Origin of the sequence: Micromonospora echinospora, assembly GCF_900091495.1 — a bacterium.
Taxonomy (GTDB): domain Bacteria; phylum Actinomycetota; class Actinomycetes; order Mycobacteriales; family Micromonosporaceae; genus Micromonospora; species Micromonospora echinospora.
In genome coordinates, this window is record NZ_LT607413.1 from 7,068,664 (window position 1) to 7,082,885 (window position 14,222).

The following is a 14,222-nucleotide window of genomic DNA, read 5'->3' on the forward strand; positions in this document are numbered from 1 at the left end:
CGACCGGGGTGCCACCGCACGCATCCGGACGCGGACGTATCGTCACGACATGACGTACACGGTGGATGGTCCATGGTGGACCGCGCTGCCGGCGTACCGGGTCAGCCAGTTGGCCGGGGCGGACCCGCAACTGGTCGACCTCGCCCTGGACCCGCTGCCCGCCGACGCCCCGGCGGTCCTGCGGTTCCGTCCGGTGACCGGGGTGTCCGCCGCCGCGCAGGTGGCGACGCTGCTCGACGCGGCCGACCGGGCCGCCGTCGCGTTGTTCCCCCGTTGGCTGCCCGGGGCCGACCGGCTCGACGGTCCCGGCGCGCTCGGGGCCGGGGCGGTCCGCGCCCTGACCGCCCGGGTGGCCGCCCGCTCCCGCGGATTCGGTCCGTTCCTGACCGAACTGGCCGAGCGCGCCCTCGACGGCGCGACGACCGACCGGCGATTCGACGCCGGCACCCGCTTCCCGGCGGAGGTGCGAGCCGCCGGGCTCGTGCGGGTCCTCGCCGACGCCTACCACCGCCGGTCGGTCGTCCTGCTGGCCCGGATGCCCGACGGACTCACCCCCGCCGACGAGCGGGCCGTCACCGCCGCCGCCGAGTGGTTCGCGCAGCACGGCCGGTGCGCGGTCTGGTTGACCGGGGCACCACTGCGGACGGTGGACCGGGTCCGCACGGTGCGGATCACCCTGCCCGACGTGCTGACCCGGCTCGCCGCCGCGCCCGTCGACCCGCCGACCGGCCCCGCCGGCCGGTGGTCGGACCCGCCGGGCCCGACCGTCCCACCGTCGGCGCCCATGCTGCGGGTGCCGCCGACCTCCGGCCTGCCCCGCGCCGACAGCGCCGCCGAACAGGCGCTGGAGCGTGCCCTGGCCCGGCACCGCTGGGCGGGTGGACGCCGCTGGAACCACACCCTGACCTGGCACACCCTGGCCCGACCGTACCGGCTCGACCTGTTCTGGCCGGTGGAGGGCCTGGTGGTGGAGGTGGACGGCCCGGAGCACCGGGAACGACTGCGCTACGCCGACGACCGCCACCGGGACGCCCAGCTGCAACTGCTCGGGCACGACGTGCTCCGGTTCACCAACGACCAGGTGCTCTCCGACGTGGACGCCGTCGTGGGCACCATCCGCGACCTGCTGGCCGGACGACGCCCGGCCGGAGTGCGAAACGAGGAGACGAGGCACCATGTCCACCGCTGACGCCCTGCCCCACCTGACGCCGAACCAGATCAACGCCCTGGTCGTGCTCATGGTCGAGGCGCGCGAGCTGACCAACACCGAGCTGCGGGAGCTGGCCGGCTTCCCGCTCACCGGCGCGGACAACACCAAACTGGTGAAGCTCGGCCTGGTCAGCACCGACCGGTCGCAGCGGCCCTTCTCCCACGAGCTGACCGAGCACGGCTGGCACGTCGCCCGACGGCTGCACACCGCACGTCCGCCCCGCCAGAGCGGGTCGGCCACCCGGTCACTGCTCACCGTCCTGGCCAACGTCGACCGGGGGCTGAACCGGTTGCGGACCAGCCAGGCCGACTTCTTCCGCCAGGACGCCCCCGACGTGGGCGCCGACGACCCGGCCCGGGGCGACGACTCCACCACGACGCCACCGGCGGGCACCACCACGTCGACCGACACCGTGCCGGCCCCGCACGCCGCCGACCCGGCCGCGACCGCCGGGCCCGAGTCGGCCGCCGACGACGCGCAGACCCTGGTCCGGACGGCCTACCGGGAGCTGGCGGTCACCCCGGGGGCCTGGGTCGGCCTGGCCGACCTGCGCGAGCTGCTCGACGAGTACGACCGGGAGACGGTGGACGCCGCGCTGCGCGCCCTGGTGCGCCAGGACGACGTCCGGATCATCCCGGTGGCCAACTCCAAGTCGCTGACCGCCCGGGACCGGGCGGCGGCCGTGCTCATCGGGAACGAGGCGAACCACGCGCTGTCGATCGGGCCGGCATGATCGGCGCGGCGGAACAGGCCGCCCTGGAGGCCCTGAGCTTCAATCCGGCGGCCACCCCCGACGACGTCTGGCGGCCCTCCCCCTACGACGTGCCGGAACTGCACGAACGGGTGGTCCGGGAAATCCTGCACGGCGTGGGTCGGGCGCGCACCGCCGACGTCGGCCAGCCCCTCGGCGTGGCGATGCAGGGACGCGCCGGCTCGGGCAAGACCCATTTGCTCGGTGCGGTACGCGACCAGATCCAGCGCCGGGGCGGCTACTTCTTCCTGGTCAGCATGATCAACGGAAGGACGTTCTGGGAGAGCGTCGCGCTCGCCCTGGTGGAGGGGATGGGCCGCGACGCCTTCGGCTGGGGAACCCAGCTCACCACCCTCCTGCGCCGACTCACCGCCCAGTTCGGCATCCCGGCCGAGGTGCGGGACGCGGTCGCTGGGCGGCGGCCGGTCACCCGCGCCGACCTGGACACGTTCGTCCGGGCCCTGCGGGCCTACGACCGGGAGGTGGGTCGGGACACCCAGGACACCGCCCGGGCGCTGGTGCTGCACGGCTCCCTCGACTACGAGGCCCAGGACGTCGGGTACGCCCACCTGATCTCCGAGCCCGGGGATCCGGCGGCGCGGGCGTTCTGGGGGTTCGGCGGAGCGGTCCGCTCGCCCCAGCAGATCGTGCAGGACATCTCCCGGCTGGCCGCCCTGACGTTGGAGCCGACGGTCATCGCCGTCGACCAGCTCGACACGCTCTTCGCGCAGACCAGCACCTCGCTGTTCGCCCGGCACGAGGGGCTGGAGGACGCGCACGCCCGGACGGTCGGGCCGGTCGCCGACGGGCTGCTGACCCTGCGCGACGTCACCCGTCGCACCCTGACCGTGCTCTCCTGCCTGCCCGACACGTGGGAACTGCTGACCCGCAGCGCGCCGACCCCGGTCGCCGACCGGTTCCGCACCGCCGTCCTGCCCGACCGCATCCCCAGCCCGGAGATCGGGCGGGCGTTGGTCGAGAAGCGGTTCACCGCCGCGTACCGGGACGTGCGCTTCACCCCGCCCCACCCGACCTGGCCGATCGCGCCGGAGGCGTTCGCGGACGCGCCGAACCTCACCCCACGGGCCCTGCTGCGCCGGGTGGACCGGCACGTCACCGCCTGCCGGGACCGCGACGAGGTCACCGAGCTGACCCGGCTGATCGACGTGCCGGCGGCCGGACCCACTCCGCCGCCGGCCCCCACGCGGGTCGCCCGTGTCGGACTGCACCGGCTCGACGAACGTTTCGCCGAGCTGGTGCGGACGGCCGGCGTCGACGGCGCGCTGGACCCGGCCACCGAGGACATCCGGATGCCGGAGCTGCTGGGGGCCGGGCTCGCCGCCTGGATCGGCGAGCAGGCGACGACCGGCGCGACGTACCGGTACGACCCGCCACCGGGACGGAAACCGGCGCTGCACGGCCGGCTGGTCGAGGTGCTCGACGAGGCCACCGAGAACGAGGCGCACTGGTGTTTCCGGGCGATCGGCAGCGGCAACGCGATCGCGGTGCTCAGCCGGATCCGGGCCGCCTGCACCCTGGCGGGGCTGGACCGGGCGGTGCCGCAGCGGCGACTGGTGCTGCTGCGCAACGGTCCGTGGCCGAGCGGCCGGCGCACCGGCGAGGTGCTCGACGCGTTCCACGCCGCCGGTGGCGTCACGCACCCGGTCGGTGAGGCCGACCTGCGGGTCCTGGCCGCGCTGCGGACACTGGCCGCCGAGGCGGACCCGGCGTACCCGGACTGGCTGCTCGCCCGGCGACCGGCCAGCGGCACGGCGCTGTTCGGCGCGGTGCTGGGCGACCCGGGCGGCGGCCGACCGGACCACCCGCAAGGACCGCCCGCCCCCGAGCGGTCGGTGGACGGCGGCGGGCCGGCCGACGCGACAGGGCCGCCGGATGTCGTCGGTTCGCCGGACGCTGCCGGGGCGACGTCGGATGCCGCCGGGCCGGTCGACCCCGACCGGCCGACGGACACCGCGGAGTCGACGGACACCGCAGAGCCGGCGGACTGCGGCGGCCCGGCGGACACCGCGCAGGCGGCCGACCCCGGCGGGCCGGTCACCGGCGGGGACGGACCGGTGCCGGCCGACAGCGGCCGGACGGGGACGCACGTCCGGGCTGCCCGTGCCGTCCGGCTCGGACACACGACGGACGGCGCACGTCCGTTCGAGGTGGACCTCGCCTCACTGCGGCGGCACAGTGTGGTCTTCGCCGGCTCCGGATCCGGCAAGACGGTGCTGATCCGCCGCCTGGTGGAGGAGTGTGCCCGGCAGGGGGTCTCGGCGATCGTGCTGGACCCGAACAACGACCTGGCCCGGCTGGGTGACCCCTGGCCGCACCCGCCGGCCGGCTGGCTGCCCGGTGACCGGGAACGGGCCCGGGACTACCTGGAGCAGACCGAGGTGGTCGTCTGGACGCCCCGGGTCACCGCCGGGCGACCGTTGAGCTTCCAGCCGCTGCCCGACTTCGCCCCGCTGCGGGACTCCCCCGACGAGTTCGACCAGGCGATCCGCTCGACCGTCGAGGCACTCGCGCCCCGCGCCGGGGTGGCCGGCACGACGAAGCTCGCCCAGCAGGGCAGGGCGGTGCTGACCGAGGCGTTGCAGGCGTACGCGCGCAGCGGTCTGGTGGGGTTGCCCGGCTTCACCGAGTTCCTCGCCGCCCTGCCCGACGGGGTGAGCCGGATGGCCCGGGCCGACAAGCTGGCCCACGAGGTGGCCGAGACCTTGAAGGCGGCCATGGTGACCGACCCGCTGTTCGGGGGTGCCGGTACCCCGGCCGATCCGGGCACGCTGCTCACGCCGTCGGCGGGTCGGCGGGCCCGGGTGTCGGTGATCAGCTTCGTCGGGCTCGTCTCGGACGCGCAGCGGCAGAGCTTCGTCAACCAGCTCCAGATGGCGCTGTTCGCGTGGATCCGCCGCCACCCGGCCGGGGACCGGCCGCTGGGTGGGTTGTTCGTCATGGACGAGGCGCAGACGCTCGCCCCGTCGACCGGGCACACACCGTGCACGGCCAGCTCGATCGCGCTCGCCTCGCAGGCCCGTAAGTACGGGCTGGGGCTGGTCTTCGCCACCCAGGCGCCGAAGGGGCTGCACAACCAGATCTCCGGCAACGCGACCACCCAGTTCTTCGGGCTCCTGAACTCTCCCGCGCAGATCGAGGCGGCCCGGGGACTGGCCCACGCCAAGGGCGGACGGTTACCGGACATCGGGCTGCTGGGCAGCGGGGAGTTCTACGCCGCCGGGGAGGGCTTCTCGTTCGTGAAGGTGCGGACGCCGATGTGCCTCACCCACCATCCGCCGGCTCCACTCACACACGAGGAGGTGGTCGCCCGCGCGCGATGACAGCTCGGCGCAGCAGCACGACACTCCGTCGCTGCGTCGTGGCAGCGCGTCTTGACTTACCTTTCCCGAGCCTATACACGTTGCAGGGCAACGTCACGCAGTGTCGCCAGACAGAATCAAGGAGTATCCGGATGCCGGAAGACATCGGGTCGACCGTGCCGCGTCGACAGCTCGGTCGACTGCTGCGCCAGTTCCGTACCGAGGCGGGCGTGACACTCGACGCCGCCGCCGAGGCACTGGAATACAGCCGGCAGAAGATCTGGCGTATCGAGTCCGGCATGGGATCGGTCCGGGTTCTCGACGTCAGGGCGATGTGCGAACTGTACGGAGTGTCGCCGGAGATGACCGAGACGATGCGCGAACTGGCCGTCGAGACCCGATCCAAGGGTTGGTGGCACACGTACGGCGACGTGGTGCCGAGCTGGTTCGAGCTGTACGTCGGCCTGGAGTCCGCCGCCGCCCACCTGCGCTGCCACGAGGAGTCGCTGATCCCCGACCTGTTCCAGACCCGCCAGTACGCGCAGGAGGTCCACCGGCTCGACCGACCACAGGCGAGCGAGGAACAACGGGCACGCGCGGTCGAGTTCCGCCTGCACCGGCAGTCGCTGGTGAACCGTCGCACCCCCGAAGCACCCCGGGTGTGCCAGATCCTCTCCGAGGCGGCGCTCCGGCGCGTCGTCGGCGGGGCGGCGCCGATGGCGGCACAGCTCCAGCGGCTCATCGACGTCAGCGCCCTACCCAACGTGACGATCCGCGTCCTTCCGCTGGCCGCCGGGCCGCCACCGGGCGCGGCGGCGGGCTCCTTCGTGATCCTGGACTTCCCGGCGGCCCGGGGCGGCCGGACCGCCGCCGAGCCGTCGGTGGTCTACAGCGAGTCGCTCACCGGCGCGTTCTACCTCGACAAGCCCGACGACCTGGCAGCCTACGAGCAGACCTGGCAGGGCATCGACCGGCTCGCGCTGGACGAGGGCGAGTCCGTCGACCTGATGAAGAAGATCATCGGGGAGTTGCGGCACGACTGAGCGCCGCCGTGCACAGCAACTCGTGCGCCTCGGCCGCCGTCGCCGGCCGACTCCGGGTCCCTGCCGCGCGGGCGGAGCACCGGGCACGGGAGAGCACTCGGAACGTCCGCAGCGGTGCAGGGCGACGGCCGGCACCACCCGTCACGCCGACCAGCTCGGCGCTGTCGAAAGGAGTGATCATGGGTGAGTTCACGAAGGTTGCCGTCGGCGCGGTCGCAGCCGTGCTCGGTGCCACGCTGGGCACCGTTCCGGCCAGCGCGTCCTCGCTGAGAGTCGGCGGCCACTGCGACAGCCCGTTCGGCATCGGGCACTGGCGGGAGTTCACGTGTTCCGCATGGGCGTCCGGTGGCACCGGCGACTACCACTACTCCTGGCAGGGCCTGACGCCGATCGTCGAGTTCGAAGTCTACGAGGGCCCACTGGTCAACGGATACTGCACGGCGTACCACACCCACGGGGCGCGCGTGACGGTAACCAGTGGAGCGGAGACCGCCAGCGGGGACATCTGGTTCGATTGCCCTTCCGTCCTGCGCTGAGAGCCCGCCGCGACCGCAGTCCCGCCGGCAGGCTCGCCCTCCCGCCAAGCCAGCAGTACCAGCATCATCCTCACCGCGCCGCCGAGCCGGTCACCGGGCATGGCCTGGAGCGCCTCGTCGTCCGAGGTGACCTGGGTGACCGGCCGGCGAACCGCCGGCACGTAGTCCTCGGGGTCGATCGGGTCCTTTTCGCGGACGGATTCGGTCAGCTGCTGCGTCGACCTGGACAGTACGTGGACACAGGGCACCGCTCGATCGCTTTCCCTACCAACGGGCTTCAACTCGAGGGCACCCGCCACCGGACGCCGTTGGCGGACGGCAGAGTGCTGGAGATCTTCGAGGGTGTGGAACGTGGGATCTATCGACGCCCGGCGGGACACGTGGGAACCGAACCGTTCGACCGCGTGGGCCCCTTTTCCAGCTCTTGCGCGATCACAGGCTTTTCTCGAAGCAGAGCTGGTTGTACGGCGAGGGACTGTAGGAGGCGATCTCCCGGTATCCGCTGCTGCGGTACAGGGCAGTCGCCTCGCCGAGTGAGCGGTGGGTGCCCAGCCGGACGATACCCACGTCGTGCGCGGCGGCGTCGGCTTCCAGGTGTTCCAGGAGACGTCGGCCCAGGCCGAGGCCACGGCTCGTGGTGTCGGTCCACAGGTGACGGATCTCCGCCACGCCCGGAGCCAGCCGGATCCACGCGCCACACCCGACGGCCCTGCCGTGCTCGCGGGCGAGCAGGAGATTCCCGTCCAGGTGCTCGGGCGGGGTCAACGTCGCCTCGTCGTAGCCCTCCGGGAAGCGTCCGGCCAGCTCGGCGGCGTAGCGGCGCAGACACCACCGGGCCTGCGGGTCGTCCGCCGCGACCGGGTTGACCGTGACCGCCGCCAGCCGCAGCAGCCGCCGGACCTGCTGCTGGGCGGCCACCAGTTCCTCCTGCTGGCGTGGGCTGAGCCCGCCGAGCAGGGCGACGACGCCGGCACGGGACCGGTCGTCGAGGACCCCGCGTTCCCGTCGGCCGGCGTCGGTGAGCTCGGCGACCCGGGCACGACCGTCGGAGGGATGCGGGACGACGCGGACCAGGCCCTGCTCTTCGAGGGTCCGCAGCAGCCGGCTCAGATACCCGGAATCCAGACCGAGACGGTCGCGCAACTCACGGACGGCGCTGCGGTCACCGATCTCCCAGAGCAGCCGGGACGGCCCGAGAGGGCGGTCGAGACCGAGGTAGCGATCGGTCAGCAGGCCCAGACGCTCGGTGTAGAAGCGGTTGAAGTCGCGCACCCGCTCGATCAGGTCATTCTCCACCCCGCCGAGATTATCTGACCTAGGTCAGGCAAATTACCGGACGCGCAGCACCGTTCGGGTCTGCACGACGGGGAACGTGATCACCGGGCTCCCGGCGGCGTCTTCGGGAACTACGAACCGGACTCGAACCGGTAGCTGAGGGTCACTCTTCCTGTGTCAGGTAGCGCGGAGGCTGAGGGTTGATCGCAGCACAGCCAGCAGCACGGCGAGGTAGATGGTGGCGAGCAGGGTGGCCAGTTGGCTCCAGGGGATGGCGAAGGAGAAACCGGACACCTGCATGGCCAGCACCACCGTGGGTGGCAGAGCGATCACCACGCTGAGCAGGGTGCTCGTGGCGACGATGCTGCCGTACTGGATCAGCAGGACGTGGCGTGCCCAGGTGGGGGACACACCGATGGCGATGAGCCGACCGAGGTAGCCGCGCAGAGTCCGGGTTTGGGCCCGGGTGGCCATGAGTACGCCGGCCAGCGCGAGGAAGGCCAAGCCGACGGCGGTGACGACGATGGCGACCGCTGGGACAGGAGGCGACGGCGGGGTGTGGATGCGTGCCATCCGTGCGTCCAGTCCGGCGCTGGCAACGGCTTCCTGGATTGCTTTGGCCTGAGCCTCGGTGACGCCGCTGATGATCTGTGGCCCGGCCGGTGGGGCCGGGAGCTGCAACGTCTGGGCGGTGGAGGACAGCATGATCCCGTCGGTGCCAACGCGCCATTCCACCAGTGGTACGTCGACCACGGCGACCGGCACCCCGGGGGTTCGACCAATCGGCTTGTCCCCCTCTTTCACGGTGAGGTGGATGGTCGTTCCCTCAACCGGTGGATGGGGAGCGTCGGCCCAGATGAGCAGCCCTCCGTTGCTGAGGGTGGTGCGTTGTGCCGATTCGAGGGGGTGGCCGATGATCTGCTCGACGTCCTGTGCGGTGGCGACGGCCAGGAGGCTGCCGTGGTGGTTGTCGCGGGTGACCGAGCGGGTCGTGGCGCCTCTGGCATCGGTGGTGAACAGGTAGCGCAGCTCGGCACGGGGGAACTGGTCGGCCTTGCCGGAGGCTTCGAGTGCGCGAAGCACCGGCGTGGGTGCCGGCCAGGTGATGCTGGCGCGGTCGGCGAGCATCACCTGGCCGGGCAGCACCTCGGGGTAGGCCTGGGCGTCGAGGGTGCGGATCATCGTGTCCAGCAGCACCAGGGAGCTGGTTGACGCGCCCATGAGGACGGTGAGCACGGCGATGACCGCTGCGGCGCGGCGTCGGTCGCCGGTCAGCTGCCGTCGTGCGAGGCGACGGCGTGGCCCGTGTTCCGGGAACACGCGCAGCATCACATCGACCACGTCGGGTACGGAGAGCAGTACCGCGATCGTGATGAGGCCGGTGAGGATCATCGCCTGCGCGGGCGAGTCGACCCGTACGCCGTACGCGACGGTCGCGCACCACGCGATGACGGCCACGATGTGCCGGGTGTCGCGGCTGAGCAGCTTGCCCGCCCATGCGAGCTTGACTGCACTCCGGGGGCGCCGTGCCACCTTGCCCTGCCTGCTCCGTAGGGCTGTCACGATCCCGGTGCACACGCAGGTGACGACGACCATCGCGAGAAGGCGCAGCATGGGAGCGGCGAGCCCGTCGAGCGGGGCGGACGGCATGTCTCGTACGCGGGCGATGAACGTTCTGGTTGCCAGGCCGATACCGGTGCCGGCCAGCGCCCCTGCGGCCGCCGCTGCCGTGCACCAGGCCAGCGTCGCCAGGGTCATGGCGGCGGTCGCCGTTGACCTGTGCACGCCCACCGCGACCAGCCGATCCGTCGTGCGACGGAAACGCCGGTCGTTGAGCCCGAAGACGAGCAGCACCATCGCCACCGGGAGCAGCAGCGAGGGGAGGGTGTAACCGGCGGGACTTCGCGCGATCCAGGTGCGTTCCGGCTGGAGCACGAGTTGCGCCCGGATGAGCTGGGTGTCTTCGACCAGGCCGAGATCGGCACTGGCGGTGTCCGGCAGCCGGGGTTTCGCGTCCCGGACCGCACCGCTGAAGGCGGCCACGGCACCCAGCACGTCGTTACCCGACCAGAGCAGGATCGGTTGGGCGCCGAGCAGCGGAAATCCTTCCGCCAGGTTGGCGTCCAGGGCCGTCCAGGTGCCCGGCGCGACCAGCAGGTTCGAGGTCCGCGCGAACCGGTCGTCGGCGGTGCCGACCACCCGCAGCGACGCCTTTCCACCGAGGACGGGCAGGTCACCGCCCACAGTCGCCGCCAGGTCCGCGGGCTCGGTGACCACGACCTCGCCGGGCTGGCTGGGCCAACGCCCCGACAGCAGCTGGTAGCGATCGGGGTACGGCGACAACTGCCAGGCGGTTTCCAGCATGCTCACGTCTCGCGCGGGCACGGTCGCGATCTGCATGCCGGAGGCGCTGAGCATGACCTCCACGTCGGTCAGACCGGCGCCGGCGGCACGGCCCCGCAGGTCCGGCACGAATCGGCTCTCGCCCGGCGGCAGGACGATGCTGCCGTAACCGATCGACGCGCCGAACCGGCCCAGGTCGCGTTGAGCGACCTGTTCGCCGGAGAGGGAGAGGGCGCGGAGGCTGACGAACATCGCCATGACGAACAGGCCCGCCACCAGCACGATCGATGCCGATCGGGCCAGCTCTCTCGACCGGGCGAGACGCCGGGCGAGACGGAGACCGAGTCGGACCTGAGCGACGAGAGCCGGGGATGCGGTAGGAGTCACGGACGACGCTCCAGCCTTCCGTCGACCATCTCGTAACGGCTGTCGGCGAAGTCACGACACCGGGTGTCGTGCGAACACACCACTGCGGTCACGCCCTCGTCGCACAGGGCGCGGATGACCGTGAACACGTCGACTGTGGCCACGGAGTCCAATGCCCCGGTCGGCTCGTCGGCGAGCAGCACCGCCCGCTGTCCGGTCAACGCTCGGGCGATGCCCACCCGCTGACGCTGTCCACCCGAAAGCTGACGGGGAAGGCGGTCGCCGATCCCGGTCAGGCCAACCCGACCGAGCTGGTCGGACGCTTCGGCGCGCGCGACGCTGGCGGGTACGCCACGTACCTCCAGTGGAAGGGCGACGTTCTCCGCAGCGGTGAACTCATCGATCAGGTTGTGGTCCTGGAACACCACACCCGCGATGTTCAGTCGCATCTCGGCGCGCTGTTTTTCGTCGGCCTCACTGACATTCACGTCGCCGACCTGGATGTCACCGGAATCGGCGACATCCAGGCCGGCGATCAGGTTCAGCAGAGTCGACTTGCCTGATCCACTCGCGCCATAGACGCAAACGAATTCACCCGCATGCGCCTCGAAGCGCACATCCCGCGCAGCCCACACGGTCTCTACCTCGGACTGATAGGCCTTGCGTAGATCACGAACCCGGATGAGTGGAGTCGACATGACCCTGATTAGATCAGCAGGCGTGCGCAGTCCGCCAGGACGACACCTCGTCACTGTTGGCCGGGGAGACGTTGTTGTCGCTGCTGTTGAGACCCAGGGCCTGACGGTCTCCGGATCCGTTCGCGTCCGACCACATGCACCCGGCGTACGTGTTGGACTTGTTCGCCCACGAATCCATCTCGTCGTTCGCGTCACCGCTCAGGTTGGCAATGGTGGAACCTCCCGTATCACGCGAGTCGATCATCCACAGGTAGTCGTTGTTGCCCCAGAGGCACATCTTGTTGGTAGCACAGTCGCTCAGCGCCGCACCAGCAACTCCCGATGCCACAAAAATCCGGTAGCTGCGATGATGGCCGACATAAGGGGTAATTGGCCTTCAAAATGCTTCCCGCCAAATAGTCAGAGGCGAATGAAGAAACGGCCGTCGCGCAGAGAAGTTCATTATGCATGATTGCATATTGTCAATTACTGGTGGCCCTCAGTGCGCAAACCTGTCTGCAAGCTCCCCATAAGGCGTCGAGCTTGGAAGCAAGGGTGGCGGTTCAGCGGCGTCGCCTGCGTGTAGGGCACCAACCGGTCGCCGCCATCGAGAGCGTGTAGGCCCTGCTCGTATCAGCCGCCCGGAAGCGTCCACTTCACGTTCATGCATGACGCGGTCTACCGCTCCGCGAAGGCATCGCGGACCACGGGTCGGCCCAACGCTCGCGGGTGTGTTGTCTCCACCTGCTCATTCATACTCGGGTACGCTCTCGTGTATGAGTCGGCGAGTCACCATCTCGGTACCGGACGACGTGGCCGAGCAGCTCGACAAGATCCCAGCCCGCCAGGTCTCCGCCTACGTCACCGAGGCGCTACGTCGCCGTCAGGTCGCCGACGACCTGCGGGCCGTGTTGCGGGCAGCCGGTCACGGCGAGTTTCCGTATGATCCGGTTGGCTCTGCGCAGCGGCTGGCCGCGCGACAGGTGACCCCCGAACTGCGGGAGGCGGCGATCGCCCGGATCGCGGAACTGCTCGACCGGCCCACCGACGACGTACGGGCGGAGCTGGAACGGCGAGCGGCGGCGTGAGCCGCCCCTACTGGGTGCTCGACACGGGTGCGCTGATGGCGTACGCCCATGGGGTGCCCGCAGTCGGCGAGGCGCTGGTCGAGGTCGCCGACGCCGTGGGCCTCGTGGAGGTGCCTCTCGTGTGTCTCCTCGAGGCATACAGCCTGCTTGACCATACCGAGCACGAGTATCTGGCGATGCTGCGCCGCAACGACACGGTTCGGGTCACCTCACCGGCTCTACGGGTCGACCAGGCTGACGACTGTCCGATGATCGGTGGGCTGGCTCGGCACACCGGGCGCCTCGGCGCAGGGCATGCCGCCTACACCGCCCTGGCCAGCGGTGCCGGTGTCGTGACCTCACGCGCCGACCAGATCCGGAAGGTCCTCGGCGAAGGCTGGCCGATTCTGGAGGTCTGACAGACCCTCCGGGCCGGTCCGGTTCACCGACGCGCCCCATGCTGGACGGCACCCGGCCCGCCTCGAAGCCGGAGGTCAGGGCCAGTCGATCCGCAGCGGCTGCCCGACGAAGTGCCCGTACGGCCCGAACGCCTCCTCGACCCGGACCCGCTCCGCCGCGTCGAGGGTGACCAACGGGGTCATCCGCACCACCGTCTGTTTGCGCCCGGTCGTGCGCTTCCAGGTGGCCACCACGCGGCCGGAGCGGACCACCGTCGACTGGAACACGCCGTTGCCGCCGGGGATGATCGCCGACAGGTGCTCCCGGTCGACCATCAGCGACCGGTCCTTGAAGCCGAGCAGGTACTCGTCGAAGCCGGGCAGGGTCCACAGGTCGTCGACGGGTGGCGGAGGGCCGGCGTCGCGCAGTTCGGGCGTCATGATCATCTCGACGCCGTCGACCCGCACGGTGGTCAGGGCGTCGCCAGCCGCCGCGATGCCCCGTCGGGCGTCGGCGGCGGTCAGCCCGGTCCAGCCGGCGAAGTCCTGCAGGGTGGTGGGGCCGTGGCTGCGGAAGTAGCGCAACGCGATGGTGGCCAGCGCCTCGTCGCGCTCCGGGCGGTGCGGGTCGGGCACCCACTCGTCGAGCAGCACGAAGGTCTGCTCGTTGCCCACGTGCGGGGCGATGCAGAGCACGCCGCGCTGGCTGGCGTACCAGAGGAGGTGGTAGAGCATCTGCCCGGCGCCGTCGACGCCGGCCTCGGTGAGCGCGTGGCGGCATTCCTCCCGGGTGAACCGGCCGCCACCGGCCAGCGCCGCGCCGAGCACCTCCACGGCCCGGTCGGCGGTCTGCTCGCTCAGCCCGAGGACCTCCCGGCGACGCGCCGCGCCGACCAGAGCCCGTTCGCCCAGCACCGAGAGCATCCAGTGCGCGTCGCGGGACGGCACCAGGTGCACCGTCCCCCGCATCGGCCAGGTGCGGAGCGCCTCCCGCCGTTCCAGCGCCTCCTGCACGTCGGCGACGGTGGAGCCGGGCAACCGTACGCCGAGCGACCAGAGGCCGCTGGCCACGTCCTGTGCCTGCATCGCGCCGAACCACTCGACCACTCCGGCGACGTCCCGCGGCGGGGACACCTGGCCCGGCCGGAGCAACAGGCTGGCCATCCGCCAGCCGAGCGCGTCGCGCGTGCTGAACTCCACCGTCATGTCTCCCCCGTGTCCACCACCCCTGCCGGC

The 14,222-nt window shown here is 71.4% G+C and carries 12 protein-coding genes; 7 read left to right on the forward strand and 5 right to left on the reverse strand.

The genetic code is table 11. The features are described 5' to 3' along the window. The first annotated feature begins 49 nt into the window (after positions 1 to 49). From GA0070618_RS30010 to GA0070618_RS33755, 5 genes are all read left to right on the forward strand, one after another. A complete protein-coding gene (locus GA0070618_RS30010; RefSeq protein WP_157749040.1) occupies positions 50 to 1,189 on the forward strand; it encodes an endonuclease domain-containing protein in 1,140 nt (379 codons plus the stop codon). Then, complete coding sequence (locus tag GA0070618_RS30015) at positions 1,176 to 1,943, forward strand: hypothetical protein (protein WP_088984638.1); 768 nt, start codon at positions 1,176 to 1,178, stop codon at positions 1,941 to 1,943. The genes GA0070618_RS30010 and GA0070618_RS30015 overlap by 14 nt, the downstream gene beginning before the upstream one ends. Continuing rightward, positions 1,940 to 5,302 (forward strand): ATP-binding protein, encoded by a 3,363-nt coding sequence (locus tag GA0070618_RS30020; RefSeq protein WP_088984639.1) that lies wholly within the window; start codon positions 1,940 to 1,942, stop codon positions 5,300 to 5,302. The genes GA0070618_RS30015 and GA0070618_RS30020 overlap by 4 nt, the downstream gene beginning before the upstream one ends. Before the next feature lie 131 nt (positions 5,303 to 5,433). Continuing rightward, a complete protein-coding gene (locus tag GA0070618_RS30025) occupies positions 5,434 to 6,324 on the forward strand; it encodes a helix-turn-helix domain-containing protein (RefSeq protein WP_088984640.1) in 891 nt (296 codons plus the stop codon). A gap of 179 nt (positions 6,325 to 6,503) precedes the next feature. Continuing rightward, complete coding sequence (locus GA0070618_RS33755) at positions 6,504 to 6,860, forward strand: hypothetical protein (RefSeq protein WP_157749041.1); 357 nt, start codon at positions 6,504 to 6,506, stop codon at positions 6,858 to 6,860. A 432-nt stretch (positions 6,861 to 7,292) separates the two neighbouring features. On the opposite strand, the gene GA0070618_RS30035 is transcribed toward GA0070618_RS33755, so the two are convergent. The 4 genes from GA0070618_RS30035 to GA0070618_RS30050 form a co-directional block, all read right to left on the reverse strand. Beyond that, positions 7,293 to 8,156 (reverse strand): MarR family winged helix-turn-helix transcriptional regulator, encoded by an 864-nt coding sequence (locus tag GA0070618_RS30035; RefSeq protein WP_088984642.1) that lies wholly within the window; start codon positions 8,154 to 8,156, stop codon positions 7,293 to 7,295. Positions 8,157 to 8,312: 156 nt separating this feature from the next. After that, a complete protein-coding gene (locus tag GA0070618_RS30040) occupies positions 8,313 to 10,865 on the reverse strand; it encodes a hypothetical protein (RefSeq protein WP_231931517.1) in 2,553 nt (850 codons plus the stop codon). Next, complete coding sequence (locus tag GA0070618_RS30045; protein ID WP_088984644.1) at positions 10,862 to 11,542, reverse strand: ABC transporter ATP-binding protein; 681 nt, start codon at positions 11,540 to 11,542, stop codon at positions 10,862 to 10,864. Before GA0070618_RS30045 ends, GA0070618_RS30040 begins: the two co-directional genes overlap by 4 nt. Before the next feature lie 13 nt (positions 11,543 to 11,555). After that, positions 11,556 to 11,870 (reverse strand): hypothetical protein, encoded by a 315-nt coding sequence (locus GA0070618_RS30050; protein ID WP_143740203.1) that lies wholly within the window; start codon positions 11,868 to 11,870, stop codon positions 11,556 to 11,558. A 427-nt stretch (positions 11,871 to 12,297) separates the two neighbouring features. On the opposite strand from GA0070618_RS30050, the gene GA0070618_RS30055 reads away from it, so the two are divergent. After that, positions 12,298 to 12,609, forward strand: a complete 312-nt coding sequence (locus tag GA0070618_RS30055; protein ID WP_094977935.1) for a hypothetical protein — start codon at positions 12,298 to 12,300, stop codon at positions 12,607 to 12,609. After that, on the forward strand, positions 12,606 to 13,007 hold the full coding sequence (locus tag GA0070618_RS30060; protein ID WP_088984647.1) for a hypothetical protein: 402 nt from the start codon (positions 12,606 to 12,608) through the stop codon (positions 13,005 to 13,007). Before GA0070618_RS30055 ends, GA0070618_RS30060 begins: the two co-directional genes overlap by 4 nt. 75 nt (positions 13,008 to 13,082) lie before the next feature. On the opposite strand, the gene GA0070618_RS30065 is transcribed toward GA0070618_RS30060, so the two are convergent. Further along, a complete protein-coding gene (locus GA0070618_RS30065; RefSeq protein WP_088984648.1) occupies positions 13,083 to 14,192 on the reverse strand; it encodes a winged helix DNA-binding domain-containing protein in 1,110 nt (369 codons plus the stop codon). Positions 14,193 to 14,222 lie beyond the last annotated feature (30 nt).

What these genes read in the sequence shown, in the direction of transcription:
- GA0070618_RS30055 (WP_094977935.1), top strand. Translation starts at nt 12,298, where the DNA reads ATGAGTCGGCGAGTCACCATCTCGGTACCGGACGACGTGGCCGAGCAG.
- GA0070618_RS30045 (WP_088984644.1), bottom strand. Translation starts at nt 11,542, where the DNA reads ATGTCGACTCCACTCATCCGGGTTCGTGATCTACGCAAGGCCTATCAG.
- GA0070618_RS33755 (WP_157749041.1), top strand. Translation starts at nt 6,504, where the DNA reads ATGGGTGAGTTCACGAAGGTTGCCGTCGGCGCGGTCGCAGCCGTGCTC.
- GA0070618_RS30010 (WP_157749040.1), top strand. Translation starts at nt 50, where the DNA reads ATGACGTACACGGTGGATGGTCCATGGTGGACCGCGCTGCCGGCGTAC.
- GA0070618_RS30025 (WP_088984640.1), top strand. Translation starts at nt 5,434, where the DNA reads ATGCCGGAAGACATCGGGTCGACCGTGCCGCGTCGACAGCTCGGTCGA.
- GA0070618_RS30020 (WP_088984639.1), top strand. Translation starts at nt 1,940, where the DNA reads ATGATCGGCGCGGCGGAACAGGCCGCCCTGGAGGCCCTGAGCTTCAAT.
- GA0070618_RS30065 (WP_088984648.1), bottom strand. Translation starts at nt 14,192, where the DNA reads ATGACGGTGGAGTTCAGCACGCGCGACGCGCTCGGCTGGCGGATGGCC.
- GA0070618_RS30015 (WP_088984638.1), top strand. Translation starts at nt 1,176, where the DNA reads ATGTCCACCGCTGACGCCCTGCCCCACCTGACGCCGAACCAGATCAAC.